The following is a 26,263-nucleotide window of genomic DNA, read 5'->3' on the forward strand; positions in this document are numbered from 1 at the left end:
GGACGAGCGCGGCCTGGCCGGCGGGATGGGCTACGCGTCGATCGCCAACCGGGTCTCGTACGCGCTCGACCTGCACGGCCCGAGCCTCGCCGTCGACACCATGTGCTCGTCGTCGCTGACCGCCATCCACCTGGCCTGCGAGGCGCTGGCCGGCGGCAGCGCGGACTACGCGCTCGCCGGTGGCGTCAACCTCACCCCGCACCCCCGCAAGTACCGGCAGCTCGCGGCCGGCGGATTCACCGGAGAGTCCGGCCGCTGCCGCAGCTTCGCGGCCGGCGGCGACGGCATGGTCCCCGGCGAGGGCGTCGGCGCGGTCCTGCTCAAGCCGCTGGCCGCGGCCGAGCGCGACGGTGACCGCATCCTCGGCGTGATCCTCGGCAGCGCGGTCAACCACGGCGGCAAGACCGGCGGCTACGCGGTGCCCAGCCCCGGCTCCCAGAGCGAGGTCGTCACGAGCGCGCTGCGGGCCGCCGGCGTCGAACCGGCCGGCGTGTCCTACGTCGAGGCGCACGGCACCGGCACGGCGCTCGGCGATCCGGCCGAGGTCGCCGGACTGGCCCGGGCGTTCGGCGACCGCCCGGCCGGCTCGGTCGCCATCGGCTCGGTGAAGTCGTCCATCGGACACCTGGAGTCGGCGGCGGGCATCGCCGCCCTGACCAAGGTGCTGTTGCAGTTGCGCGCCGGGGAGCTGGCGCCGTCACTGCACGCCGAGCACCTGAACCCGGCCGTCGACTGGGCGGACGTGCCGTTCCGCGTCCAGCGGGAGGCGGCGCCGTGGACCGGCCCGCAACCGTTGCGCGCCGGTGTCAGCGCCTTCGGCGCCGGTGGCTCCAACGCCCACCTGGTCGTCGAGCAGTACCGGGCCGAACCGCGGCCCGGCGTCGCGCCGGTGCCCGCCGTGTTCCCGTTCTCCGGGCGGGACGCGCAGGCGCTGCGCCGGGTCGTCGAGCGGATGCTGAGCCGCCTGCGCGGTGCACCGGACGCACCGGGCGCGACGGGCCTGGCGGAGATCGCCGCGGCCGCCGGAGTGCCGGTCGGCGCCGTCGACGAGCCGCTCGACGAACTCGGCCTGGACCCGGCCACGATCATGCGGCTGGCCGGGCGGGACACCGCCCTGCACCCCGGCGCCGTGCACAGCGGATCGACCCTGCGGCAGCTCGCCGCGGCCCTGCCGGACGCGGCGGACCTCGACCTCGGCCGGCTCTCCTACACGCTGCAGACCGGGCGTGAGGCGATGGCACACCGGCTCGCCGTGGTCGCCCACCGGCCGGACGAGCTGATCGACCAGCTCGACGCCTTCCTCGCCGGGCGGCCCGCGGGCTGGACCGGCGTGGTGACCACGGAGCCGGGCGCCCCGGCCGCGCCGAGCGCCGATCCTCGCGACAACGCCCGCCGCTGGGTGCAGGGCGAGGTGATCGACTGGGCGGGCACGCCCGGCAGCGCGCCGGAACCGTTGTCACTGCCCGGCTACCCGTTCGAGCCGGTCCGCTGCTGGATCCGGCCCCCGGCGCCGACGGCCGCCACGCCGCCGCCCGCCCGCCCGGCCGGCTCCTCCGGCTCCGCGCTGCCCACCGTGCTGCGGCTGGTCAGCGGGGTCAGCGGCTACCCGGTGACCGACCTGGACCCGGCCGCCTCCTTCCACGATCACGGCCTGGACTCGCTGGCGTTGCTGAGGCTGGCCGGTGACGTCTCCGCGGCGTTCGAGGTTCCGGTCGGCCCGGACCAGCTGCTGGCCACCCCGACGGCCGCGTCGCTGGCCGACTGGCTCGCCCGCGAACACCCGCGGGACGTGCCCGCACCGTCCGCGACGCCGGAACCGGACGACCCGGTGGTGATCGTCGGCATGGCCGGGACGCTGCCCGGCTCCACCGACCTGGACGAGTTCTGGGCCGCCCTGGCACGCGGCGGCGACCTGTTCACCGACATACCCACCGACCGGTGGGACGCGGGGGAGCACCACGGCGACCCGGCCGCGCACCCGGAACACACCCGGGTGACCCGGGCCGGCTTCATCGGCGGCATCGACCGGTTCGACCCGCTGTTCTTCGGCATCTCCCCGCGCGAGGCCCGCTGGATGGACCCGCGGCAGCGGCTGCTGATGCGCACGGTGTGGGCCGCGCTGGAGGACGCGGGCATCGACCCGGGTGCCCTGGCGGGCAGCGACACCGGCCTCTTCGTCGGCGTCGGCTCCTCCGAGTACGCCGAACTGATCCAGCGCTCCGGCGCCGCCACCGACGCCTACTCGTCGACCGGCCTGGCCCCGTCGATGCTGGCCAACCGGATCTCGTACCAGCTCGACCTGCACGGCCCCAGCGAGCCCGTGGACACCGCCTGCTCCAGCTCGCTCGTCGCGCTGCACCGGGCGGCGGAGGCGCTGCGCCTCGGACGGTGCGACACCGTCATCGCCGGCGGCGTCAGCCTGATGCTGTCCCCGGTCACCTTCGCCTCGCTGGAACGCGCGGGGATGCTCAGCCCGGACGGCGTGGGCCGGGCCTTCGACGCCGACGCGGCCGGCTACGTACGTGGCGAGGGGGTCGGCGCCGTCGTCCTCAAGCGGCTCAGCCGGGCGCGCGCCGACGGCAACCCGGTCCTGGCCGTACTGCGCGGCACCGCGGTCAACCACGGCGGCCGCGCCAACTCGCTGACCGCGCCGAACCCGCGGGCCCAGGCCGACGTGATCCGGCGGGCCCACCGGGAGGCCGGGGTCGACCCGGCGACGATCGGCTACCTGGAGACGCACGGCACCGGCACGGTCATCGGCGACCCCGCCGAGACCAACGGGCTGCGCGAGGCGTTCGCCGACCTCTACCAGGACTGGGGCCACGACGCGCCGGCCCGGCCGCACTGCGCGCTCGGCGCGCTGAAGAACACCGTGGGCCATCTCGAACCGGCCGCCGGCATCGCCGCCGTGCTGCGCGTACTGCTGTCGATGCGGCACGGCCGGATCAGCGGCGACCCGCACGGGCCGCGGCCGAACCCGCACCTGGGCCTGGAGGGCACCCCGTTCGAACTCGCGACCGGGCCCCGGGAGTGGGCGCCGCCCGCACCCGGGGTGCCGCGCCGGGCCGGGGTGAGCGCCTTCGGGTACGGCGGAGTCAACGCGCACCTCGTCCTTGAGGAGTACCCGGCCGAGGAGCCGGTCCCGGCGCCGGGACCGGAACCGGTCGTGTTCGTCCTGTCCGCCCGGGACCCCGAGCGGCTGCGGGCGTACGCGCGCTCCTTCGCCGACCGCCCGGACCGCTGGGCGCACGACCTGGCGGGCACCGCGTACACCTTGCAGACCGGGCGTGGCGCGTACCCCGAGCGGCTGGCCTTCGTCACCGACTCCGCCGAGCACGCCGTCGCCGTGCTGCGGCGTTTCCTCGCCGGCGACACCGCGGGCCTGCACACCGGGCGGGTCGGACGGGACGCGGACCGGACTCCGTACGACGGCCACGGCGACGAGGAGACCGCGGCCGCCTGGATCCGGGGCGCACAGGTGGACTGGCAGCGCCGGTGGGCCGCCCCGCCGCGCAGGCGCTCGCTTCCGGCCTACCCGTTCGCGCCGGAACGGCACTGGTTCACCGAGGGCACGCCCGCCCGGCCGGTCAGCTGCTTCACGGCGACCTGGCAGGAGGAGCCGGTCCCGGCGGCCGGCGAGCACCCGGGCCGGGTGCTGGTCCTGGGGGATCTGCCGGTGCCCGGCGCGGTGCACGTCCAGGTCGGCACCGAGTACCGCGACGAGGGCTCGGTGATCACCGTCCGGCCCGGCGAGCAGGACGACTACGCGCGGCTGCTCGCCGAGACGCCGGCCCGGATCGTCCACCAGTGGCCGCTGCTCGCACCCGGCCGCGACGACCTGGGGATCGAGGCGATGTTCCGGATCGCGAAGGAACTGACGGCCGGCGGCGCCCGTACCCCGGTCCGGATCCAGGCCCTGGTGCCGGAGGACGCGCTTGCCGAGGCATGGGGCGGGTTCGACGCGTCGTTGCGGGCCGCGCTGCCGGGAACGACGTTCGGCGTCGTCCGGGTCGACGGTGCGGGCGACACCTCCGAGCTGCTCGCCGAGGTCGCCGCGCACCGGCTGTCGAGCGCGGCCGTGCGGCTGTCGGCGTCCGGCCGGACGGTGCGGGTGCTCAGCGAGATCCCCGCCCGTCCGGTGCTGCCCTCGCCGCTGCGTGACGGCGGCGTCCACCTGATCACCGGTGGCCTCGGCGGGCTGGGTGTCCTGCTCGCCCGGACGCTGCTGTCCCGTGGCGCCCGGGTGGCGCTGACCGGCCGCTCGCCGGCCGCCGAGCGGGCCGGGCAGCTGGCGGAGCTGCGCGCGCTCGGCACCGTCGAGTACTACCAGGCGGCCGTGGAGGACCGCACCGCGATGACCCGCGTCGTGGCCGAGGCGACCGCCGCCCTCGGCGGCCTCGACGGGGTGTTCCACCTGGCCGGCACCGCCTCGCGCACCCCGCTTCCCGGCAAGGACGTCGAGGAGCTGCGGGCGCACCTGCGCGCCCGGATCACCGGAACCGAGGTGCTCGACGAGGTCACCCGCGACCTGCCGCTGGACCTGTTCGTGCTCTACTCGTCGCTGGCCGGGCAGCTCGGTGACTACGGCCTGGTGGACTACGCGGTCGGCGCTCGCTACCTCGACGGGTTCGCGGACCTCCGGGAGCGGGAGCGTCTCGCCGGCCGCCGGCGCGGCCGTACCGTGTCGGTGGACTGGCCGATGTGGCGCGCCGGCGGGATGCACGTGGATGCCGAGGACGAGCGCCGCTATCTGGCCGGCACCGGTTTCCGCTACCTGGAGACGGCCGAGGGCGAGCAACTGCTCGACCTGGCGCTGCGCCTGGACCGCCCGCAGGTGGCCGTCCTGCCCGGTGACCCGGCCCGGATGCGTGAGCTGGTCGCCGGGATGCGCCTGCGCGACGACGGCGTGCCGGCCCTTCCGGCGCCGCCGCGGACTCCGGCGCCGGCCGTCGCCGCCTCCCCGGAACTGGCCACGCAGGTCCGGGAGCTGATCGGCGAGATCCTCGGGATGACTCCGTCCGCTCTCGACCCGGACGCCGGCTTCGGCGAGTACGGCCTGGACTCCTTCGGCCTGCAGAACCTGGCCGCGGCGCTGGCCGCCCGCTACGACGTGACCGTGGCGACGACGACGCTGTTCGGCGCCAACACGATCACCAAGCTCGCCGCGCACCTGGCGGACGAGCTGCCCCCGGCCCCGGCCGCGGTGCAGGCCGAGCCCGGCCCCGCGCCCTCGGAGCCCGTGCCCGCGGCGCCCGAGGCCGTGCCCGCGCTGCCGGAGTCCGTGCCGCACGGCGTGTCCGCGTCCGCGAGGGGCTCGCGGGGCGGCGCTCCGGCCGACCACGAGCCCATCGCGATCATCGGCCTGGCCGGGCGGATGCCCGGCGCGGACGACCTCGACTCGTTCTGGCGGCACCTCGCCGAGGGCCGGGACCTGGTCACCGAGACGCCCGCCGACCGCTGGGACTGGCGGGAGGTCGCCCGCCGCTTCGGCGGCACCGCCCGCTGGGGCGGCTTCCTGACCGGCGTGGACCACTTCGATCCGCTGTTCTTCCGCATCTCACCGGCCGAGGCGCAGGTCATGGACCCGCAGCACCGCCTCTTCCTGGAGCACACCTGGGCCGCGCTGGAGGACGCCGGGTGCCGCCCGGACCGGCTCGCGGGCGGCCGGGTGTGCGTCTTCGCCGGGGTGCAGTTCACCGACTACGAGTCGATGGTGCTGCGCGGCGAGCACGTCAACGCCCACGCCGGCACCGGTCTGGCCCGCACCATGCTGGCCAACCGCATCTCCTACCTGTTCGACCTGCGGGGCCCGAGCGAGAGCGTCGACACCGCCTGCTCCAGCTCGCTGGTCGCCCTGCACCGCGCCGTGCGGTCGCTGCGCGCGGGGGAGAGCGACCTGGCCGTTGCCGGCGGGGTGAGCCTCGTGCTGTCGCCCCAGACCGTGGTCGCCGGCAACCAGCTCGGCGTGCTCGCGCCCGACGGCCGGTGCAAGGCGCTCGACGAGCGCGCCGACGGGTACGTCAAGGGCGAGGGCGTCGGGGTCGTCGTGCTCAAGACGCTGTCGCGGGCTCTCGCCGACGGTGACCGGGTGCACGCGGTCCTACGCGGCAGCGCGGTCAACCACGGTGGCCGCGCGTCGTCGCTCACCTCACCGAACCCGCTCGCGCAGGCGGAGCTGCTGGTCGAGGCGTACCGGGACGCGGACGTGCCGATCGAGACGGTGTCCTACGTCGAACTGCACGGCACCGGAACCGCCCTGGGCGACCCGGTCGAGATCGACGGGCTGATCCGTGCCCACCGCACGCTGGCCGCCGGACCCGCGGTCACCTGTGGCATCGGCACGGTCAAGAGCAACATCGGGCACCTGGAGCCCGCCGCGGGCATCGCCGGCGTGATCAAGGTGGTGCTCGCCATGCGCCACCGGCAGCTGCCGCCGACCCTGCACCTGTCCCGGCTCAACCCGCTGATCGAGCTGGACGGCACCCCGTTCGAGCCGGTCCGCGAGACCCGGCCGTGGGCGCCGAGCGACGCCGACGGCACTCCCGTACCGCTGCGCGCCGGGGTCAGCTCGTTCGGCTTCGGCGGGGTCAACGCCCATGTCGTGCTGGAGGAGCCGCCAGCGACGCCCGCGCCGGTGGAGTCGGCCGGGCCGGAGGTCTTCCTGCTGTCGGCGCGGGACGAGGCCGCCCTGCACCGGTATGCCCGGGCGCACTGGACGTTCCTCGGCGACCAGCAGCCCGCGCTCTCCTCGCTCGCCCACACCTCGCAGGTGGGCCGGGTTCCGATGCCGGTCCGCCTGGCCCTGGTCGTCACGTCCGTGGCCGAACTGCGGGACCGGCTGGCCGCCTTCCTGGCCGGTGACATCGAGGCGACCACCGTGTCCGGCGACCACGACTGGCTCATCGAGCCGGAGGGCGTCAGCTACCTGCGCCGGCTGGCCCGGGAGGGGCGGCTCGACCGGATCGCCCGGCTCTGGCAGGACGGCGCGGCGGTGGACTGGGCCGCGCTGCGCACCGACCGGCCCGCCCTGACGTCCATGCCGACCTACCCGTTCGCACGCGAACGGCACTGGCTGGCGACCCCGTCAGCGGCACCGGCGGAGGACGATGCACGACGCCTGCTGGTCAAGGTGTGGGAACCGGTGCCCACGCCGCCCGGGCCGGCGCCGCACGCGCCGGTGGTCCTGGTCCGGGCCGAGACCGAGGCGCTGGCGACGGCGGCGTTCGGTGACACAGCCCGGGTGGTCCGCCTGGACGACACGGACGAGGAGAGCGGGCTGCGGGCCGCGGCGGCGATCGGCCGGGCGCCGGTCGTGATCGACCTCGTCGACCTGTCCGCGGTGCCGGTGTCCGACGTCCGCGTCGACTGGGCACGCATCGTGCTGGCCCGCGAGCTGACCGCGGCGAACCGGACCACCGGCTTCGCGTATCTGCACCTGACCCGGGGACTGGTCTCCTTCCGCGCGCACAGCCCGACGCTACGGGGCGCGGCGTTCGCGGGGCTGGTCCGGATGCTCTCCGCCGAGTACCGCGGGGTGTTCGCCCGCACCGTCGACGTCGACGTCATGGATCCGGACGCGCTGCGGGACGTGGTCGCCGCGGAGCTGGCGGCGACCGACCCGGTCACCGAGGTGTGTGTGCGTGACGGCGCCCGGTACACCCCGGCGCTCCGTCCCACCGCCAACGCCCCGGCGCCCGCCCGCTGGTCGGCCGACCTGGCCGGGCGGCCGGTGGTGATCAGCGGTGGGACCGGCGCGCTCGGCCGCCTGCTGGCCGCCGAGCTCGTCGAGCGGGGAGCGGACCGGCTGGTCCTGCTCGGGCAGTCCCCGCTGCCGGCCCGCGAGAACTGGGCGGAGCTGATGGCCGCGCCCGACACCGATCCGGCGCTGGCGACCCGGCTGCGCGATCTCACCGCGCTCGAACGCCCCGGGGTGCGCCTGCTGATCGAGAGCGTCCCGCTGGAGCGCGCCGGGGAGGTGCTGGACCGGATCCGGCAGGAGTGGGGACCGATCGCCGGGATCGTGCACTGCGCCGGTCTCGGCGTGATGACCGACCCGGCCTTCATCGGCAAACGCACCGCCGACATGCGGCGGGTGCTGGAACCGAAGACCACCGGCCTGCAGGCGCTCCTGGACGCGTGCGCGGACGACCCGCTGCGCTTCGTGGTGCTGTACTCGTCGGTCGCCGGTCAGGTGCCCGCGCTGGCGGCCGGGATGAGCGACTACGCGCTGGCGAACTCGGTGCTGGACCGGGTCGCCGAGCACCGGAGCGCCACCGGCGCCGGCACGCCGGTCTTCCGGTCGGTGCAGTGGCCGAGCTGGCAGGCGGCCGGCATGCCGGAGGTGGAGACCGCGGCGTACCGGGAGCTGGGGCTGCGGACCCTGGGCCCGCAGGACGGCGTGGCGCTGCTGGACGCGGCGCTGGCCGGGCCCGACCCGGTCGTGCTGCCGTGCCTGGTGGACCCCATCCGGTTCGACGCCCGCGCCCTGCTGACGGTCGCCGCACCCGAGCCTCCCGCACCCGCGCCCGCCGCGCCGGTCGCCGCCGCGGGCCCGCCCACGGGGCACGGGACCCGGGCCGGTGACGGCGTACGACGGCTCACCGAGGTCTTCGCGGCGACGTTGCGCCTTGACACCACCCAGATCCGGCCCGACGCCGACTTCGCCGACCTCGGTGTGGACTCGATCATGATCGCCCAGCTGCTCGCCGCGCTGGAACGTGACCTCGGGGTGGTCGCCGAACCCTCGGCGCTGCTGGAGAACCCGACCATCACCCAGCTGGCCGCCGCCCTCGACGACCAGCTGCCGGACGAGCCGGCGTCCGAGAAGCCCGAATCGGCGCCCGAGGAGCCGGAACCGGTGCGCACGCCGGAACCGGTGCGCACGCCGGGGCCGGTGAGCTCGCCGGGGCCGGTGAGCTCGCCGAAGCCGCGACTGCCGCGGGTGCGGGAGCCGGAGCGGGGAATCGCGGTGGTGGGCATCGCCGCCCACTTCCCCGGAGCGCCCGACCACGCCACGTTCTGGCGCAACCTGGTCGGCGGGGTGGACTCGGTGACCGAGGTACCGCCGTCGCGCTGGGATGCCGATCGCTTCTGGCACCCGGCCCCGGAGCCCGGGAAGACCGTCAGCAAGTGGGGCGGATTCCTGGACGCCATCGAGGACTTCGACCCGGACTTCTTCCGGCTCGACCCGGCCGGGGCCGCCCACATCGACCCGCTGGTACGGCAGTTCCTGGAGGCCGGAGCCGAGTGCCTGGCCGACGCGGGCCTGACGCCCGCCGAGGTGGCCGGTCGCCGGGTCGGGGTCTTCGCCGGCGCCCGGGCGGCGAACTTCGGCGCGCACCATGCCGCCGCGACGACCCACTCGATCAGCGGCATGGCGCAGAACTTCATCGCCGCCCACCTCTCGCACCACCTCGATGTGCGCGGCCCCGCCGTGGTGGTCGACACCGCCTGTTCCTCGGCGCTGGTCGCGGTGCACCTGGCCGCCCAGAGCCTGCGCACCGGCGAGTCCGACCTGGTGATCGCGGGCGGTGTCGAGATCCTGCTCGACGAGGTGCCGTTCGTCGGCATGAGCGGCGCCGGGGCGCTGTCGCCCAGCGGCCGGTGCCACACCTTCGACGAGCGCGCCGACGGCATCGTCCTCGGCGAGGGCGTCGGCGCCCTGCTGCTCAAGCGGGTCGAGGACGCGATCCGCGACGGCGACCGGGTGTACGCGGTGATCGAGGGCAGTGCCGTCAACAACGACGGCCGCACCATGGGCATCACCACGCCGAACCCCCGGGCGCAGCGCGAGGTCGTCGAGGCCGCGCTCGCCGCCGCCGAGGTGTCGCCGGCGCAGCTCGGTTACGTCGAGGCGCACGGCACCGGCACCATGATCGGCGACCCGATGGAGCTGAAGGCGCTCACCGAGGTCCTGCGCGGCGCTACCGACGAGCTCGGGTTCTGCGGTGTGGGCAGCGTGAAGACCAACATCGGGCACACGCTCAGCGCGGCCGGAATCGCCGGTCTGATCAAGGCGGTGCTGTCGGTGCACCACGGGCAACTGCCGCCCACCCTGCACTGCGCGACCCTCAACAGGCGCTTCGCCTTCGACCGGTCGCCGCTGTTCCCGGTCCGCGAGCTGCGGGACTGGACCGGGCGGGACGGCGTACGCCGCGCCGGGGTCAGCTCGTTCGGCTTCGGCGGCACCAACGCCCACATGGTGGTGCGCCAGGCTCCGGACGGCCACGTCCCGCGGCGCGAACCGCTGGACCCGCCGCGATATCGGCGGCGCCGCTTCTGGTTCGACGTGCCGGCACCGACCTCCGCCAACGGCAACGGGCGCCACGACGCCCCGGTGCCGCCGACGCCGTTCTTCCAGATCCAGTTCTGATGCGCGGGGAAGAGAACCTGATGGACTCCTTGGACGGGCTGACCTGTACCGTCGTGATCCGGGGCAGCGACCCCGTGCTGCGCGACCATCGTGTGCACGGCACCCGGATCCTGCCCGGGGTGGCGTTTCTCGACATCATCCTGCGGGTGGTGCAAGCCCGGGGCGCCGACCCCGGCGGGGTCGAACTGCGCCGTGTGCTGTTCCGCAACCCGGTCGCCGCCGGGCCGGACTTCGACACCGAGCTGACGCTGCGCTTCGCCCGCGCCGACGGCCACTTCCGGGTGTCGGTCACCGGCACCCGCCGCCCCTCCGGGCAGAGCGAACCGGTCCTGGACTGCCAACTGCACCTGGGCCGGCCGTTCCCGCAGCGCCGACGGGACCTGGAAGCCCTGCGCGCCGCCGCACGGCGGACCGTCGACATGGCCGACCTGTACGCGACGGTCCGCGCGACCGGTATCGAGCACGGCGTGTTCATGCGGGCCCTCGGCACCCTGCACGCCGGGCCGGACGAACTGCTCGCGGACCTCTCGCTGAGCGACCAGGCCGCCGAGTACGCCGAGTACTTCCACCTTCATCCCGCGGCGCTGGACTCCTCGACGCTGCTGCCGACCCAGTTCGCCGAGGCCGTGCCGGGTGACGGGGCACGCCCTTACATCCCGATGCTGATCGAATCGGTCCGGGCCGCGGGACCGCTGGGCGCACGGACCCTGGTGCACGCCACCCCGCCGCGCCCGGCCGGTCCCGACGGCGATCTGACCACGTGCGACCTGGAGTTCCACGCCCCGGACGGGACCGTCGTCGCCTGGCTGCACGGCCTGACCTCCAAACGGATCCGGGACGCCGCGGCGATCACCCGCCTCGACGCACACCCCCCGGCGGCGCAGGATGCCGACCGGATCGTGCATGAACTGATCGAGGCGAGGACCGGCCACGCCGACTTCGACGAGACGGCCGGGTTCTACGAACTCGGCCTGGACTCCACGGCGCTGCTGGGCATCGCCGCCGACCTGGAACGGGTCTTCGGCGTCGACTTCTCACCGACTCTGCTGTTCGAGCACAACACGTTCACCCTGCTGGCCGAACATCTCCGTCAGTACGAGGTCGTGGCCGCCCCGCCCGCGAAACCGGCGACCGAGACGGCCACCGGGCCCGAGACGGCCACCGGGCCCGAGACGGCCACCGGGCCCGAGACGGCCACCGGGCCCGAGACGGCCACCGGGCCCGAGGCGATCGGCGGGAGCGGGACGGCCGCCGGGACCGAGGCGAGCGGCAGGACCGGCACGGTCGCCGGAACCGAGGTGCTCGCCGGGACCGAGGTGCCCGCCGAGGTGGTGTGGTTCGAGGCGTACTGGCACGCGGTCGCGCTGCCGCCGCCCGGAGGGCCCGCGGCGCACTGGGTCACGACCGGCGCCCACACCCGGGCGGACTGGCCGTCCGCGCTCGCGGACACCGCCGCGACCGGTGTGCTGTGGCAGCCCGCCGACCCGGCCGACCTCACCGGTGAGGCCGTCGCGCTGAGCGAGTTCCTGGCAGCGGCGATCCGCGCGGGGCGGCGCACCCTGCGGCTGGTGTGCCACGTCGAGGACGACGACGCGCCGGTCACCGCGGTCACCGGTCTGTTCCGCACCGCGGTGCGGGAGAACCCGGGCCTGCGGGCCGCGGTGGTCCGTTCGCCCCGCCGGGCCGACGCGCTGGCCGAACTGGCCGCCGGGGCACCGGACGTGGAGGTGCGCCACGCGCACGGCACCCGCCAGATCCGGCTCGTCCGGCCCATGCCGGCACCGGCGGACAGGGCGTCGCTGCGGGAGCGCGGTGTCTACCTGATCACCGGAGGGCTCGGCGGGGTCGGGCTGGCCCTGGCCCGGCATCTGGCCCGGTCGGTACGAGCCCGGCTCGTCCTGTGCGGCCGTACCCCGGCCGGTCCCTCCGTGATCGCCGAGCTGACAGCCCTCGGCGCCGAGGTGGTCACCGAGGTGATGGACGTGACCCGCGCGGCCGACGTGGACCGGGCGGTGCGCACCGCGGTGGACCGCTTCGGAGCACTGCACGGCGTGGTGCACGCCGCCGGTGTGCTGCGTGACGGCCTGCTGGTGGGGAAGAGAGCCGATGACGTACGGACGGTGCTCGCCCCCAAGGTCGACGGCGCCCGGCACCTCGAGGCGGCAACCCGGGACCTGGGCCTGGACTTCCTGCTGCTCTGCTCGTCCACCGCCGGCACCTGGGGCAATCCGGGTCAGGCCGACTACGCGTGCGCCAACGCGTTCCTGGACCTGTTCGCCGGCACCCGCCGCGACATCGTGTCGGTGGGCTGGCCGGCCTGGGCGGAAGGCGGCATGCCGGTCGATGACGCCGCGCTGCGCCGGACGGGGCTGCGCGGGATGGAGACCCCGGCCGCCGTGGACGTGCTGCTGGCCGCCGTGGGCAGTGGCCGCTCCCACGTCGTGGTCCTGAACGGGGACGCGGCCCGGATCGCGGCCCAGTTCACCCCGCCCGGGACGGACCCCGAGCCGGTCGGCGCCGACGACGACGCGATCGCCGTGGTCGGCATCAGCGGCCGTTACCCGATGGCCCGCGACCTCGACGAGTTCTGGGCGAACCTGCGCGATGGCCGTGACTGCATCAGCACGGTGCCGGCCGACCGGTGGGACCACGCGGCGATCTACTCCGAGGACCGCCGGACGCCGGGACGCTCGTACGGCAAATGGGGCGGATTCATTTCGGGGGTGGACGAGTTCGACGCGGGGTTCTTCCACATCTCGCCGAACGAGGCGGCCGTACTGGACCCGCAGGAGCGGCTGTTCCTCCAGGAGGCGTGGCACGCGTTCGAGGAGGCCGGCCATGCGCCGTCGGCCTGGCGCGGCCGGTCCGTCGGCGTGTTCGCCGGGGTGATGTACAACCAGTACCAGCTGTACGGCGTCGGCGCGGAGCCGGGCCCGGTGCCCTCGTCGTTCAGTGCCTCGATCGCCAACCGGGTGTCGTACTTCCTGGACCTGCGCGGACCGAGCATCGCCCTGGACAGCATGTGCTCGTCCTCGCTGACCGCGCTGCACCTGGCCGTCGAGGCCATCCGCCGGGGGGAGTGCGAGGCGGCCCTGGCCGGTGGCGTCAACCTGGCCGTGCACCCGAACAAGTACCTGCTGCTGAGCCAGTCCTCCTTCCTGTCCACCGACGGGCGCTGCCGCGCCTTCGGCGAGGGCGGGGACGGCTACGTGCCCGGTGAGGGCGTCGGTGTGGTGCTGCTGCGCCGGCTGCGGGACGCCCTGCGCGACGGCGACCACGTGCACGCCGTCATCCGCGGTACCGCGGTCAACCACGGCGGCCGCACCGCCGGATTCTCCGTGCCGAACCCGGCATCGCAGGCCGCCCTGATCGCCGGGTCCCTGCGGCGCGCCGCGGTCGACCCGGCCCACCTCGGCTACCTGGAGGCGCACGGCACCGGCACCAGCCTCGGCGACCCGATCGAGGTCGCCGCGCTGGAGGACGCCTTCGACCGGATCGGTGCCGGCCCGGGCCCCTGGCCGCTCGGGTCGGTCAAGTCGAACATCGGGCATCTGGAGTCCGCGGCCGGCGTCGCGGCGCTCACCAAGGTCGTGCTCCAACTGCGTCATCGGGAACTCGTCCCGTCCCTGCACGCCGATCCGCTGTCCAGCGCGGTGCGGTGGGAGACCGCTCGGTTCCGGGTTCAGCGCGAACGGGCGCCGTGGCCGGGACGTGCGGACGCGCCGCGCACCGCGGCGATCAGCTCCTTCGGTGCCGGCGGGGCCAACGCGCACGTCGTCCTCGCCGACTGGCCGGAGCCGCCGGCCGTGCCGGAACCGGCCGAACTGCGGCTGTTCGTGCTGTCCGCCCGGGACGCCGCCCGCCTCGACGAGAGCGTGGCCCGGCTGGTGACGCACTTGGAGGGCACCGCCGCGGACGCGACCGCGGCCGTGACCGCGCTGCTGACCGAGGTCGGCGCCACCGCGGCACGACCCGACGAGCCGTTCGCCGAGCTGGGCCTGGACTTCCCACGTCTGGCCGACCTCGCCCACCGCGTCGAGGCGCTGTTCGGAAGCCGCCCGGCGATCGACGGGGAGACCACCGCCGCGAGCCTGGCCGCCGCCCTGGCCACGACCGCCGTCACGGTGGATCCGGCGGCGCTGGCGTACACGTTGTGGTGCGGGCGTGAGCACCTGGACGAGCGGCTCGCCGTCGTGGCCACGACCACCGCCGAGCTCGTGACGGCGCTGCGCACCGGGGTCGGCTGCCACCGCGGCCGGCGGCGCAAACCGGCCGCCGCGGTGACCGCCGACGGCCTCGACGCGCTCGCCGCCGCCTGGGTCACCGGGGCCGAGATCACCCCGCCGCTGCCGTCGCGAGCGCGCCGGCTGTCGCTGCCCGGCTATCCGTTCGCCCGGGACCGGCACTGGGTGGCCACCGGCACGGACCCCGGCCGGGTGCGGGACGACCTGGTGGAGCTGCCCGACGGGCACGTGCTGTCGGCCAGGATCTCCCGGGACGGCCACGGCTGGCTGGCCGACCACGCCGTCGACGGCAGCACGCTGGTGCCCGGGACGTTCTTCGCCGACCTGGCACTGCGGGCCGGCGCCCGGCTCGGCCGGCCGGTCGTGGCCGAGCTGGTGATCGAGGCGCCGCTGCCGTTCGGCGACGCCGACCTGCGGCTCACCGCGGCCCGGCCCGGCGGCGACGGGCGATGCGCCTTCGAGGTGCACGCCCGCGCCGCCGGAGAACCGGCCTGGACCCGGCACGCGACGGGCACCCTCGCCCCCGCCGACGGCGCCCCGCCCGGGCCGCCACCGCTTCCCGACGACGCCGAGGAACTCGACCTCACCGGCTTCTACGACCGGCTGCCCGGCTACGGTCCCGCCTTCCAGGGCCTGCGCCGCGCCTGGCGGGCCGGCGACACCGTGCATGCGGATGTCACCGTGCCCGGCGGCGGCGCCGGCCCGTACGCCGTGCACCCGGTCCTTCTCGACGCGGCGCTGCACACGGTGGCTCTCGGCGGATTCGTCCCCGGCGACCGGGCTCACCTGCCGTTCGCCTGGTCCGCGATCCGGGTCGCGGCGAGCGGCGCGGTCGCCGCGCGGGCCTGCGTCACCCCGGTGCGGCCCGGTGTCGTCTCGGTGCGGCTCACCGATGCCGACGGCGCGCCGGTCGCCTCGGTGGACGCGGTGACCCTGCGCCCCGCCGGAGCCTCGGCCGACCCGCTGTACCGCGTCGACTGGGCGCCCCTCGACGACGTCGTCCCCCTCTCGCGCGGCCGGTACGCCGTCGTGGGCCAGGACCGGGACGGCATCGGCGCCGCGCTCACCGCCGCGGGCGTGACCGTGACCCGGGCGGACACCGTGGCGGCGCTGACCGAACCCGCCGACGCGGTGATCGTGCCGGTCGCCGCCACGGGCACGTCGGCGTCCGCCGCCTTCGAACTGACCCGTGACGTCCTCGCCCAGGCGCGGCACTGGCTCGGCGAGACCCGTTTCGGCGCCGCCCGACTGGTCTTCGTCGCCGTGGATCCGGGCCCGGCCACGGCCGCCGCCTGGGGGCTGCTGCGCTCGGCGCAGTCCGAGCACCCGGGCCGCTTCGCTCTCGTCGAGCTGTCCGGGGCGGACCCGGCGGCGGCCCTGCCACGTGCCCTGGCCACCGACGAGCCGCAGTTGGCGGTTCGCGACGGGCGGCTGCTGGCGGCCCGTCTGGTGCGCGCCCCGGTCACCGAGGCGCCGCCACCGCGCCGACCGGGCACGCTGCTCGTCACCGGCGGCAGCGGTGGCCTCGCCACCCCGGTGGTGCGTCACCTGGTCGACCGGCACGGATTCACCGACGTGCTCCTGGTCAGCCGTAGCGGACGCGTCCCCGCCGGTCTCTCCGGGCTGAACGCGCGGATCGAACCGGCCGCCTGCGACATCGGTGACCGGGCCGCGCTGGCCGCGTTGCTGGCCGGCCGGACGATCAGCACCGTGGTGCACGCCGCGGGCGTGCTCGACGACGGTGTGGTGACCGCGCTGGACGCCGACCGGCTGGAGACCGTGTGGCGGGCCAAGGCCGATGGCGCCCACCACCTGCACGAGCTGTTGCCCGAGGCCGAGCTGGTGCTCTTCTCCTCGGCGGCCGGCGTGCTCGGCGGACCCGGCCAGGGCAACTACGCCGCGGCCAACGCGTATCTGGACGCGCTGGCCCGGCACCGGGTCGCGGTGGGTGGCCGGGCGGTGTCGGTGGCCTGGGGGCCGTGGGATCTCGACGACGGTATGGCCGCGGACCGGGAACGGCTGGCCCGGGCCGGCCTCGCAGGGCTGACGGCCGAGGCGGGACTGCGTCTGCTGGACGCCGCCCTGTCCGGTACCGAGCCCGAGGTGGTCGCCCTGCGCTGGGGTTCGGACGCCCCGGCGGCCGTACCCCCGATTCTGCGCGGCCTGCTGAGCGCCGCACCGGCGGTCGTCGCCGACCCGGGCCTGGCCGGGCTGGGAGCCGCGGAGCTGCGCGCCCGCCTCTCCGGCCTGGTCCGCGGCGAGGCCGCGGCCGTGCTCGGGTACGCCGGTGCCGCCGCGGTCGACCCGGGGCGCTCCTTCCAGGAGCTGGGTTTCGACTCGCTGAGCTCGGTGGAGTTCCGCAACCGGCTCGGCGCGGCGCTCGGCCTGACGCTGGAGGCGACGCTCGTCTTCGACCATCCCACCCCCGGCGACCTGGTGGAGCACCTCGCAGGGCGGTTCGACGGCGACACCGGCGGGACCGACGACCTGCCGGCGCTGTTCGCCGACTTCGACCGCCTCGCCGCGGATCTGACCGGGGCGGCCACCGACGAGGTGTCCCGCGGCCGGGTGGTGCGACGGGTGCGTGAGCTGCTCACCGCCCTGAGCCCGGAGACCGCCGAGGCGCCGCTGGACGTGTTCGCCACCGCCACCGACGACGAGGTGTTCGCCCTGATCGACGCCGAGCTCGGCAGCCCCGTACCGGGTCAGGAGGACCGATGAGCAGCGAGGACAAACTCCGTGACTACCTGCGCCGTGTCACCGCGGAACTGCAGGTCACCCGCCGCCGGCTGCGGGAGGCGGAGAGCCGGTCCGCCGAGCCGGTCGCCGTGGTCGGCATGGCCTGCCACTACCCGGGCGGCGTCGAGTCGCCCGAGGACCTGTGGGCGCTGGTCGCCGAGGGCCGCGACGGCATCACCGGGTTCCCCCGTGACCGCGGCTGGGACGTGGACGGGCTGTACCACCCCGACCCCGACCACCCCGGCACCTCCACGGTCCGTGACGGCGGGTTCCTGCACGACGCCCCCGCCTTCGACGCCGGATTCTTCGGCATCTCGCCGAAGGAGGCGCTGTTCACCGACCCGCAGCAGCGGCTGGTCCTGCAGACATCGTGGGAGGCGGTGGAGCGGGCGGGCCTCGACCCGGCGGCGCTGCGGGAAACCCGTACCGGGGTGTTCACCGGGGTGATGCACCACGACTACCCCGGTGCCCAGGGCGGCGGCAGCGTCGTCTCCGGGCGGGTCGCTTACCAGCTCGGGCTGCGCGGCCCGGCCGTCACCGTGGACACCGCGTGCTCGTCGTCGCTGGTCGCGCTGCACCAGGCGGTCCGTGCCCTGCAACGCGGCGAATGCGACATGGCGCTGGTCGGCGGGGTCACCGTGATGGCCACGCCGAGCGCGTTCGTCGAGTTCAGCCGGCAGCGCGGGCTCGCCCCGGACGGGCGGTGCAAGCCCTTCGCGGCGGCCGCGGACGGCACCGCCTGGTCCGAGGGTGTCGGTGTGCTGGTGCTGCAACGGCAGTCCGCCGCGGCGGCGGCCGGCCGCCGGGTCCACGCGATCGTCCGTGGCGTCGCGGTCAACTCAGACGGGGCCAGCAACGGCCTGACCGCCCCGAACGGCCCCGCGCAGCGCCACGTGATCCAGGACGCCCTGGTCGACGCCGGTCTCACCCCGGCCCAGGTCGCGGCGGTGGAGGCGCACGGCACCGGCACCCCGCTGGGTGACCCGATCGAGGCGCAGGCGGTGCTCGCGGTGTACGGCGGCGACCGACCGCGACCGCTGTGGCTGGGCTCGATCAAGTCCAACCTCGGGCACACCCAGGCCGCGGCGGGCGTCGCCGGGATCATCAAGATGGTGATGGCCATGCGGCACGGGGTGCTGCCCCGCACGCTGCACCTGGACCGGCCCTCGCCGTACGTGGACTGGTCGGCCGGATCGGTCGAGTTGCTGGCCGAGCCGGTGCCGTGGCCGGCCGGCGACGAACCGCGCCGCGCGGCCGTCTCGTCCTTCGGCGTCAGCGGTACCAACGCACACGTCATCCTCGAAGAGCCGACCGCGGCCACCCCGCCCCTCGGCACCGCGCCCGCCACGGCCACCCCGCCCCTCGGCACCACGCCCGCCACGGCCACCCCGGCACCCGTCACCGCGCCCGCCGCGTCATGGCCGTGCGCCTGGGCCGTGTCCGGCCGGTCGCCCGCCGGGCTGCGTGCCCAGGCCGCCGCGCTCGCCGCCGATCTCGGCGCCCGGCCCGACCAGGCCCCGCGGGACGTCGCCTCGTCCCTGGTCACCACGCGGACCGGACACGAGCACCGGGCCGTGGTCTGTGCCCACGACCGTGCCGAACTGCTCGCCGGTCTCGCCGACATCGCCGCCGGACGGCCGTCACCGACGGTGGTGGAGGGCGTCACCGGGGCGCCCGGTCCGGTGGCCTTCCTCTTCCCCGGCCAGGGATCGCAGTGGCGGGAGATGGCGGTGCGGCTGCTTGAGAGCAGCCCGGTCTTCCGGGACCGGATCGCCGAGTGCGAGGCCGCGCTCGCGCCGTACGTCGACTTCGAACTGACCGCCGTGCTGCGCGGCGAGCAGGACTACGACCGGGTCGACATCGTGCAGCCGGTGCTGTTCGCGATGATGGTGGCCCTTGCCGAGGTGTGGCGTTCGGTGGGCGTGACCCCGGCCGCCGTCGTCGGCCACAGCCAGGGGGAGATCGCCGCCGCGTACGTCGCCGGTGCGCTGACCCTGCCGGACGCCGCCCGGGTGGTGGCGCTGCGCAGCCAGGCGCTGGTGGAGTTGTCCGGCCTCGGCGGCATGATGTCGGTGGCGCTGCCCGCCGAGCAGGTCCGCGAACGCCTGCGCGCCCGGGCCGGTCGGCTGTCGTTGGCCGCGGTCAACGGCACGTCCTCGGCCGTGGTCTCCGGTGACGCCGACGCGCTGGACGAACTGCTCGCCGAGCTGGAGGCCGAGGGCGTCCGGGCCCGCCGGGTGGACGTGGACTACGCCTCGCACAGCGCGCACGTGGAACGCGTGCGGGAGAGGGTTCGCACCGCGCTGGCCCCGGTGACCCCGCGCCCGCCTGCCGTACCGTTCTTCTCCTCGGTCGAGGGCCGCTGGATCGATGGCGACGACGCCTTCGACGCCGACTACTGGTACCGCAACCTGCGTGAGCCGGTCCGTTTCGACGAGGCGGTCACCGCACTCGCCGGCCACGGCTGCACCACGCTGCTGGAGGTCAGCCCGCACCCCGTGGTGGCCACCGGCGCCCAGGAGACCGTGGACGCGATCGGCGCCGAGGTCGCCGTCCTGCACACGCTGCGCCGCGACGAGGGCGGCCCGGAGCAGCTGGTCCGGTCGCTGGCGCAGCTGCATGTGCAGGGGGTCCGTCCGGACTGGTCCGCGGTGTGGCCCGGGGCCCGGCCGGTGGAGCTGCCCACCACCGCGTTCGTGACCGAGCGGTACTGGCTGCCGGCCGGCGGTGGAGACCCGTCCGCCCTGGGCCTGGACGCCGTCGAACATCCGGTCCTGCGGGCCGCCGTGCCCGGGGCCGACCGGCTCGTGCTGACCGGACGGCTGTCGGCCGCCACCCACCCGTGGCTGGCCGACCACACCGTCGAGGGGCATGTCGTGCTGCCCGGCGCCGCCCTGGTGGACCTGGTGTCCCGGGCCGGTGACGAGGCCGGTTGCCCGGTGATCGAGCAGCTGACCCTGCTCGTCCCGCTCGTGGTGCCGGAGGACGCGGAGGTCCGGCTGCGGATCGAGGCCGACGAGCCCGGTACGGACGGGGCGCGGGAAGTGACCGTGCAGGGCCGGGTCGGCGCCGGCGGCTGGACCCTGCACGCCACCGCCGTCCTCACGCCCGGCGGCGACCCGCCGCCGCCCGCGGCGACCGCGTGGCCGCCGGCCGGCGCCGAGCCGCTCGACGTGGACGAACTGTACGAACGGCTGGACAGCGCCGGACTCCGGTACGGGCCGGTGTTCCGTGGCGTCCGCGCGCTGTGGCGCGACCGGGCCGGGGACCTGTACGCCGAGGTCGCCCTGCCCGGCGCCGAGCCGGACGCCTTCGGCATCCACCCCGCGCTGCTGGACGCCTGTCTGCACCCGCTGGCGCTCGGCAACCACCTCCGCGGCGGGGCGCAGGACCGGCCCGCGCTGCCGTTCGAGTGGACCGGGGTCCAGGTGCACGCCGTGGGCGCGGACACCGTCCGGGCCACGCTCACCGGCGCCCGGGACGGCGCCGTCCGCATCGAGCTGACCGACCCGGCGGGGACGCCGGTCGCGTCGGTGCGGTCCCTGGTGCTCAGCCCGCTCCCGGAGGGCGCACTCGGCCTGCCGGACCGCGGTGACCTGCTGCTTCCGCAGTGGACGCCCCGGACGCTGCCGGACGGTCCCACCGCTGGGTACGTGGTCCCCGATCCCGCCCTCGCCCGGTTGCTGCGGGTGTCGCCGAGCGACGACGCCGCGCCGTACGTCCTGGTCCCGGCCCCGTCCGGCCCACCCGCCGTGGCCGCCGAGCGGGCGCTCGCCCTGGTGCAGGAGTGGCTGGCCGACGAGCGCCGGGCCACGTCCAGGCTGGTCGTGGTGACCCGGCGGGTCCTCGACGATCCCGGCGAGGCCGCGACCGCGGCGCTGGTGCGCTGCGCCCAGTCGGAACATCCGGACCGCTTCGCGGTGCTCGACCTCGCCGACGGCCACGACGCCACCGTCGCGGCGGTGCCGGCCGCGCTGGCCGCGGACGAGCCGCAACTGGGCCTCGCCGCCGGCGCCGCGCGGGAGCTGCGGCTGGTCCGGGTGCCCCGGGCGGGTGAACCGGTCGGCGACCTCGGCACCGTCCTGGTGACCGGTGCCTCCGGCACGCTCGGCGGGATCGTCGCCCGGCATCTCGTGCACGACCTGGGCGTCCGCGGCCTGGTGCTGGCGAGCCGGCGGGGACCGCGGGCACCGGAGGCGGCCGCCCTGGCCGCGGAGCTGACCGCCGCGGGCGCGCATGTCTCCGTGGTGGCGTGCGACGTCGCGGACCGGGCGGAGCTGACCGCGCTGCTCGACACGACCGACGTCGGCACCGTGGTGCACGCCGCCGGGGTGCTCGACGACGGGCTGGTCACCGACCTCACACCGGAGCGGCTGGCCCGGGTGCTGCGCCCCAAGGTCGACGCGGCCTGGCTCCTGCACGAACTGCTGCCGCAGGCCCGGCTCGTCCTGTTCTCCTCCGCGGTGGGCGTGCTCGGAGGACTCGGCCAGGCGAACTACGCCGCGGCCAACGCCGCCCTGGACGCGTTGGCCCGGACACGCCGGACCGCCGGGCTGCCGGGGGTCTCACTGGCCTGGGGCCTGTGGGAGGACGAGAGCACCATGACCGGCGGCGCCGACCTGGCCGGGTTCCGCCGTTCGGGGTTCCCGCCGCTGCCGCGCGACGCCGCCCTGGCCGCGCTGGACGCCGCCCTGACCGTCGCCGAGCCGGTGCTCGTGCCGATCCGGCTCGACCTGGCCGCGCTGCGGGCCGGCGGCGACGCCGTACCGCCGGTCGTGCGGGCCCTCGCCGGGACGCCGGCGCGGCGTACGGCGACCCGCGGCGGCGCCGCCGACTCCGAGTTGGCGGCCCGGCTCGCCGGCAAGAGCCCGGCCGACCGGCACCGGGTGCTGCTCGACCTGGTGCTGGGGCACGCCGCCGCCGTGCTGGGACATGCCTCACCCGACACGATCGACCCGGACCGGGCGTTCAAGGACGCCGGGTTCGGCTCGCTCAGCGCGGTTCAACTGCGTAACCGGCTCTCCGGGGCGACCGGGGCGCGGCTGCCGGTCACGCTCGTCTTCGATCACCCCAGCCCGGCCGCGCTGGCCCGGCACCTCGACGAGCGCCTGGCCGGCGCGGAGCGGCCGAGCGCCGCCCCGGTGGCCGTCGGCACCGCGGACGACCCGGTCGTGGTGGTCGGCATCGGCTGCCGGCTGCCCGGCGGCGTCCGCGGCCCGGATGACCTGTGGGACCTGCTGGTCTCCGAACGGGACGCGATCGTGCCGTTCCCGGACGACCGTGGCTGGCCCCTCGCGGAGCTGCACGACCCGGACCCGGCCGCGCCCGGCACCTCGTACGCGCGCTCCGGCGGGTTCGTCTCCGGTGTGGCCGAGTTCGACGCCGCCTTCTTCGGGGTGTCGCCGCGGGAGGCACTGGCGATGGACCCGCAGCAGCGGCTGCTGCTGGAGACCGTCTGGGAGACGTGCGAGGACGCCGGCATCGACCCGGACGCGCTGCGCGGCACCGGTACCGGCGTGTTCATGGGCGCCATGTACCAGGACTACGGCCGGCTGCTGGAGGGCGCCGCGGCCGAGGGGTTCCTCGCGCCGGGCGTCGGCGGCGGCGTGCTGTCCGGACGAGTGGCGTACACCTTCGGGCTGCAGGGACCGGCCGTCACCGTGGACACCGCCTGCTCGTCGTCCCTCGTCGCCCTGCACCTGGCCGCCCAGGCGATCCGGACCGGAGAGTGCGACCTCGCGTTCGCCGGCGGGGTGACCGTGCTCGCCACGCCCGCGGTGTTCGTGGAGTTCAGCCGCCAGCGCGGGCTCGCCGCGGACGGCCGGTGCAAACCCTTCGCCGCGGCCGCCGACGGCACCGGCATGGGCGAGGGCGTCGGCGTGGTCCTGGTCGAGCGGCTGTCGCGGGCCCGCGAGCACGGTCACCAGGTGCTGGCCGTGCTGCGCGGCAGCGCCGTCAACTCCGACGGGGCGAGCAACGGGTTCACCGCGCCGAACGGCCCGGCCCAGGAGCGGGTGATCCGCGCGGCGCTGACTGCCGGCGGGCTGGGTCCGGCCGACGTCGACGCGGTCGAGGCGCACGGTACGGGTACCGTCCTCGGCGATCCGATCGAGGCGCAGGCGGTGCTCGCGGTGTACGGCGGCGACCGCCCGCGACCACTGTGGCTGGGCTCGATCAAGTCCAACGTCGGGCACACCCAGGCCGCGGCCGGTGCGGCCGGGGTGATCAAGGCGGTGCTGGCGCTGCGGCACGGCGTGCTGCCGCGCAGTCTGCACATCGACGAGCCGTCGCCGCACGTGGACTGGACCGCCGGCGACGTGGCGCTGCTGGCCTCGGCGCAGCCCTGGCCGCGCCGCGAGGCGCCGCGGCGCATGGGGGTGTCCTCGTTCGGCATCAGCGGCACCAACGCGCACGTGGTGATCGAGGAGGCGCCGCCGGCGCCGGACGTGCGGGAGGAGGAACGACCGGTCCTCGACGGGGTGCCGTGGCTGCTGTCGGCACGGTCCGAGGCAGCGTTGCGCGAGCAGGCCGCCCGGCTGGCGGCCACCGCCGCCACCGATCCGCCGGCGGTGGCGTACGCGCTGGCCACCACCCGTGCCGTCCACAAGCACCGGGCGATGGTCACCGGCGGGGACGAGACCGCGCTGCGGGCCGCGCTGGCCGCCCTCGCCGAGGGGAACACCGGGCCGGCCGTGCTGCGCGCCACCGCCGCGCGGCACCGGCTGGTCCTGCTCTTCACCGGCCAGGGCAGCCAGCTGCCCGGGATGGGGCGCGGTCTGTACGAGACGTTCCCCGAGTACGCACGGACCTTCGACGAGGTGAGCGCGCACTTCACGCTGGACACCCCGCTGCGCGAGGTGGTGTGGGGCGACGGCCGCCTGCTCGACCGCACGGAGTACACACAGCCCGCCCTCTTCGCGCTCGAGGTGGCCCAGTTCCGGCTGGTCACCGCCTGGGGGCTGCGGCCGGAGATGCTGATCGGCCACTCGATCGGCGAGCTGTCCGCGGCGTACGTGGCAGGCATGCTCACGCTCGACGACGCCGCCACGCTCGTCACCGCCCGGGGGCGGGCCATGGCGGGACTGCCGGCCGGTGGAGCGATGGTGTCCGTACGGGCCGCCGAGGCGGTGGTCCTGCCGCTGCTGGCCGGGTACGCCCACCGGGTGTCGATCGCCGCGGTGAACGGCCCTGACGCGGTCGTGCTCTCCGGGGACGAGGACGCCGTGCTGGAGGTCGCCGGTGTGCTGTCCGACCATGGGCATCGCACCCGCCGGCTGCGGGTCGGGACGGCGTTCCACTCGGCCCGGGTGGAACCGGCGCTCGCCGAGTTCCGGGCGGTCGCCGAGACGGTCACGTTCCAGCAGCCCCGGATCCCGATCGTCTCCACCGTGCGGACCGACGAGAAGATGATCTCGCCGGCGTACTGGGCGGACCAGCTGCGTGGCTCCGTCCGCTTCCTCGACGCGGTGCAGGAGGCGGACCGGGCAGGGGGTACCGCGTTCCTGGAGCTGGGCCCGGACGCGGTGCTGGCTCCGGCCTTACGCGCCTGCCTCCCCACGGCACCGGTTCCCGCGCCGGCCCTGGCCCGACGGGACCGCGAGGACACCAGGGCCGCCCTCGAAGCGCTCGGCGCCCTGCACACGCACGGCGTACACGTCGACTGGCAGGCCGTCCACACGGACCACGAACCACAACGCCGCCCGTTGCCCCGGTACGCGTTCCATCCCCGCCGCTACTGGCCCACCCCGACACAGCAGCCCCCGACCTTGGCACCGCAGGTTCAGACTTCGGCACCGCAGACTCCGGCTTCGGTGTCGCAGCCTCCGACCTTGGTCTCGCAGGCCGGGACCCCAGCGCGGCAGGCCCCCGCTCCGGTATCGCAGGCCCCGGCCCCGCTCCCACCGACCCCCGCCCCAGCGCCCCGCCCCGACCCCGACGCTCTCTGGACGGTGCTGGGTTCCGGTGACCCGGGGGCCGCGCTGAGCATGCTCGGTCTGCGGGGTGACGAGACGCCGCTCCAGGTTCTCGCGGCCGTGGCGCGGTTGCGGCCCGGTGCCGGTGCGGCCCGGCGGCCGGTGCGATGGCGACCGGTGCCGGACGCCGTGCCCCCGGTCCTGGACATGACCGTGGCGCTGGTGCCGCCGCCCGGCGACGACCCGGACCTGACCGATGCTCTCGCCGGGGCGCTGGCCAGACACGGTGCCCGGGTGGCGGTCGACGCCACCGAACGGGCCGATCTGGTGATCGTCCTGCCCGGTGCGGAACCGGCCGCGACGCCCGGGGTGCCGTTGTGGGTCCTCACCCGGGACGGCTCGCTGCCGGCGGTCGCGGATCACGTCGTCGACCTTCCGCCGGAGACGGAGACGGATGCCCTGGCCCGGGCCCGGCTGTGCGCCGTGATCGGACAGGGGTACACCGCGGCACGGATCCGGCCGGAGGGGGTGTTCGTCGCCGAGTACGCGGATGAGGATCCGGCGGATCCGGCTGATTCAGCTGATCCGGCGCTCCCGGACGTCGCGGTGCCCGAGCCGGCCCCGCGCGCCGACCCCCCGGCCGCATCCTCCGCATCCTCCGCATTCCCCGCGTCCACCGCGTCCGCTCCGTCCGGCGGGTTGCGGGCGGCGCTGGCGAAGCTGCCCCGCGACCGGTGGGACGCCGAGGTCCTGGCCGGAGTGCGGGAGCTGGCGGCGGCCGTGCTGGGGCACGACTCGGGCGCCGAGATCGACGCCGGTGACGAGTTCTTCGATCTGGGGCTTTCCTCCGTCACCGCACTGGAATTGCGTGATCACCTGGGCGCGCTGACCGGTCTGGAATGGGCGGCGGATGTGCTTTATGAATGCCCCACTCCGCAGGCTCTCGCAGATCTCGTGGTTACGCGAATGAGTGAGGGGGAATAGGCGGCCGACTG

3 protein-coding genes (1 of these 3 only partly in view) are annotated in these 26,263 nt (G+C 75.8%); all 3 read left to right on the forward strand.

What is annotated here, in order from left to right; translation table 11 throughout:
• Tightly spaced (at most 20 nt apart), the 3 genes in view from ACFWPQ_RS20175 to ACFWPQ_RS20185 form a layout consistent with a single transcriptional unit that may run on beyond the window.
• On the forward strand, positions 1-10,372 hold the 3' portion of the coding sequence (locus ACFWPQ_RS20175) for an SDR family NAD(P)-dependent oxidoreductase (RefSeq protein ID WP_384036179.1). Its footprint begins 8,753 nt before the window's first position; 10,372 of the gene's 19,125 nt are visible here — the last part of the coding sequence; the start codon falls outside the window, past its left edge; the stop codon is at positions 10,370-10,372.
• Positions 10,373-10,392: 20 nt separating this feature from the next.
• A complete protein-coding gene (locus ACFWPQ_RS20180; protein WP_384036182.1) occupies positions 10,393-17,337 on the forward strand; it encodes an SDR family NAD(P)-dependent oxidoreductase in 6,945 nt (2,314 codons plus the stop codon).
• Positions 17,334-26,252 (forward strand): SDR family NAD(P)-dependent oxidoreductase, encoded by an 8,919-nt coding sequence (locus ACFWPQ_RS20185; RefSeq protein WP_384036185.1) that lies wholly within the window; start codon positions 17,334-17,336, stop codon positions 26,250-26,252. Before ACFWPQ_RS20180 ends, ACFWPQ_RS20185 begins: the two co-directional genes overlap by 4 nt.
• Positions 26,253-26,263 lie beyond the last annotated feature (11 nt).

The organism is Streptomyces sp. NPDC058464, assembly GCF_042721035.1.
In the GTDB taxonomy this organism is placed as follows: Bacteria; Actinomycetota; Actinomycetes; order Streptomycetales; family Streptomycetaceae; genus Streptomyces.

Excerpts from the sequence above, each read along its gene's own strand:
- ACFWPQ_RS20180 (WP_384036182.1), top strand. The coding sequence starts at position 10,393 with ATGGACTCCTTGGACGGGCTGACCTGTACCGTCGTGATCCGGGGCAGC.
- ACFWPQ_RS20185 (WP_384036185.1), top strand. The coding sequence starts at position 17,334 with ATGAGCAGCGAGGACAAACTCCGTGACTACCTGCGCCGTGTCACCGCG.